General features: G+C 31.6%; 3 protein-coding genes and 1 pseudogene. 2 read left to right on the forward strand and 2 right to left on the reverse strand.

The window, feature by feature from the left end; translation table 11 throughout:
• Nucleotides 1-201, reverse strand: a pseudogene (locus Q0838_RS14085) (IS110 family transposase); the annotation flags it as partial.
• A gap of 215 nt (nt 202-416) precedes the next feature.
• On the reverse strand, nt 417-659 hold the full coding sequence (locus Q0838_RS14090; RefSeq protein WP_298956518.1) for a transposase: 243 nt from the start codon (nt 657-659) through the stop codon (nt 417-419).
• Between the two features lie 356 nt (nt 660-1,015).
• Between Q0838_RS14090 and Q0838_RS14095 the strand changes: the two genes are divergently transcribed.
• Together Q0838_RS14095 and Q0838_RS14100 are read left to right on the forward strand one after the other, a co-directional pair.
• Nucleotides 1,016-1,876 carry a DUF5694 domain-containing protein gene (locus tag Q0838_RS14095; RefSeq protein ID WP_298956520.1) on the forward strand — a complete coding sequence of 287 codons (861 nt, stop codon included), beginning with the start codon at nt 1,016-1,018 and terminating at the stop codon, nt 1,874-1,876.
• Nucleotides 1,877-1,955: 79 nt separating this feature from the next.
• Nucleotides 1,956-3,455 carry a serine hydrolase gene (locus Q0838_RS14100; RefSeq protein ID WP_298956522.1) on the forward strand — a complete coding sequence of 500 codons (1,500 nt, stop codon included), beginning with the start codon at nt 1,956-1,958 and terminating at the stop codon, nt 3,453-3,455.
• Nucleotides 3,456-3,599: the final 144 nt, after the last annotated feature.

Consider the following 3,599-nt stretch of genomic DNA (forward strand, 5'->3'; position numbering starts at 1 on the left):
AGCAGTCTTCTCTCCTATTCCTGGAATGCTTTTTAAACGAGTTAGGACATCATGATGCACCTGTTTTACTAAGGCTACCAACTTATCCTCTATTAATTTTATTTCCTTCTGTACTTGTTTTAAACTGCGTTTTATAGAACTTACAACTACTTTACTTGGATTTCCTAAAACGGCCTCTCCATGTAGTTTATTTTTATACATAGTGCTTTGTTTAGTCAGCATGGACAGTAATCTTGTCATTTAAAGGCATTGAATTTGATCTTTAGAATTACCTTGCCAAAGCTTTAAATCTACCTGTTTTGCATAAACACAAATCAGCTATAAACCATTCTTGTCTTTCTTTATTTTTTGTGAGATGTCTTTCTTTAATTCCGCTTTCGCGAAAGCGGACTCGTAAAAGTCAAGGGTGTCAATTATTATACAAATAAAGGATTTTCTACCGATACTTTCTTACCTGATTCTAATAGATAATAAGCCAGTTGGTAATGATAATATCCCGTAGCTTCCATTACACAATGACTGTTATCATCTAATAATTTTACGAACTTTTTAAAGCCCGAAATACTATTTTTAAACTGATAGTATTTACCATCGGAATCGGTAACATCAAATACCAAATGACTAATGTCTATTCCGAAATATTTAATATCTTTATTCATTATAATATGTTTTTGGAAAGGACAACCTACGCGAGTTTCAACAACTTAAAATCGAGGTCTTAAAAGCCTCATAGAACTGTACGAAATCTGTGTAGAAAAGAAAGGGGATTTTCAATGTTAACGGGATCTAAAGTCTCTGCGTATATAATAACCTTATTCCTCTCTTTTGTGCTTTCTATTTATAAGTCTTTAATTTAGTGATTTCAAACTTAAGATGTATATAGCTCATAGCTAGTTATAGCTTACTTACGAAAGTCCTCGCGGACTTTCTATCTGTGATTTATTTGCTAAATTTAGTGCTTAAACCACACAACTAATCTTATACCAACACGTTGGCAACAATTAAAACGAACAGAATGCAGAAAATCATAATAGGTACTTTAATCCTAATACTTTTGACAAATTGTAAAGGTGATGGAGTTGAACAAAACAATTGGGAAACTCAAAAATCTCAAGATGATAAGCTGGAAGTATTACTACTTGGAACTTTCCATTTTGCTAATTTTAATCCAGAAAACAATGGAGATATAGTCGATATTAAAATTAGAGATATTTTAAATGAAACTGAACAGAATGAACTTGAATTAATATCTGATAAAATAAAGGCATTTAAACCTGACAAAATATTTGTAGAGATTATGTACAATCATCAAAATAAACTAGATTCAATTTATTCTTCTTTTTCTACAAACGATTACAGCAAAGAAAAAAGGGATGAATTAACTCAATTAGCATTTAGAACAGCTAAAAAATTGAATCATAAAAAGTTGTATGCAATGGACTATAGAACTGAATTTAGATATGATAGTCTAATGCAACAAATGGAAAAAGCAAAGCAGTTTAATTTAATAGCAAAAGATAGTGTTGAATTAGCAAAATTGGAAAGAACAGGAAATGAATTGTTTGCATCAAATAAATCCTTAACAGAAATTCTATATTTCTATAATGATGATAAAAGAAGAAAAGAAGATATTAATTGGTATGTAAATCTTGCAAATCAAGGTGGTGAAAAGAATAATTTTGTAGGTGCTTATTTAGCATCAGAATGGTATAGAAGAAATTTGTATATGTATTCTATTATTCAAAAGGCGATTGAAAAGCAAGACAAGAGAATTATAATTTTAGCAGGGGCAAGTCATATAGCAATGTTCAAAGATTTTATAGACTATAATCCTGAATGGAAATCTGTTGAGCTGAAAGTGATAATGAAAAAATAACTATGGCTAACATTGGCTATAATTATAACCAACCTCACGTAACAAAATCAAAACTGAATCGTCTCATAATAAACAACCAATGAAAAATATTATTTATTTCCTATTTCTTACAATGGCAATTTCGAGTTGTCAACCAAACAGAAATGAATTAACCAAACAAAAAGATTATAGTTTCCTTACTGACAGTTTAATGATTGACCAACAATTAGAAAATCATAAACTTGCAGGATTTAGCCTTGTGGTGTTTGAAAATTATAATATAGTTTATTCAAATCAATTTGGACTTAAATCAGTAAATTCTAATGAAAAAATAGACCATAATACCGCATTTTCAACAGCATCAATTTCAAAACCAATAACCGCACTTCTTTGTTTTATACTAGATGAAAAAGGGTTAATCGATTTAGATGAACCAATAGACAACTATCTTAAAAGTTGGCATTTACCTAAAAGCCAATTTACTGAAATCAAAAATCCGACTTGGAAACAATTTTTAAATCATACGGCTGGAACAAGCCAACACGGTTTTGCAGACTTTTACGAAGGAGATACAATTCCCACAATAAAACAAAGTCTTTTAGGAAAATTACCACGATATGACAAAGAAATTGAGTTTTTATTTACACCAGGAACAAGTTGGTCATATAGCGGAGGCGGTTATGTTATTGTTCAAATGGCATTAGAGGACACTTTAAATAAGTCGATTGCAGAACTTACAGATGAATACATATTCTCACCTCTCGACTTGAAAAACACAACAATGGTTCAGCCCAATCAAAAAGGATTTTTAACAAATGTCGCTTTCGTTCACGACAAAGACAATAATGTTATAAAAACAGGTTTGCCTATAACACCGCAAGTTGCACCATCAGGATTATGGTCAACACCGACTGATTTAACCAAGCTAACAATAGAAATACAAAATGCCTTACGAAATAAAGAAAACCAAGTAATTTCTCATAATGTGGCCAAAAAAATAATAGAAGTTACAGCTTTAAAGGATGCTGTTGGAGGTTGGAGTTATGGATGGCAAAGGTCTTTTGGTTTTGACAATTATGACTGGTTTATGTGCAATGGTTCCAATACGGGAGTTGGTGGCGATATTTTTGCTACTACAACAGACGGGAATGGTTTTGTTTTTCTTGCTAATGGAGAAAAACCAAATCGTTTTCCAGTTATTGACCAAACTCGAAGAAAGCTTTTATCTCTTATGAATTGGAAGAGAGAGTTGTCAAAAGAAGAAACGCTGCAAATACCCAATGAACTAAAAGCAAGTTTGATTGGCACTTATAAGGATTTTCTTTACGGTCAGGGAATGCCAACCAAAATATTAGAAAGAAACAACCGTCTTTATGTGGAATCGCCTTTTTTTCAACATTTTAAAGGACAAAAAGATAGTGAATTAATTTATTTAAAAACTGGATTATTTAAAATCATCGATTATCCAAATTCTCTAAAATTCAATATAAGAAATGGTGCAATACACTCAGTGATTATAGAAAGAGATAATCTGGATGTTGAAATTGAACTAAGTAGTACTGAAAAAAGTCGAGTAGGTAAAGGGGAATCTCACCCCTAAACCTCTCACAGAACCGTACGTAATAGTCTCCCATCATACGGCTCTTCAAGACCGAAGCATGTATATTTCCATCAATGCTTCGCTGATTTAACCAAATCATCCTCCGTAGAGTTGTAAGAATCAAATCATTATTGGTCTTGCTAA

Origin of the sequence: uncultured Nonlabens sp. (assembly GCF_947495285.1) — a bacterium.
Classification (GTDB): Bacteria; Bacteroidota; Bacteroidia; order Flavobacteriales; family Flavobacteriaceae; genus Nonlabens.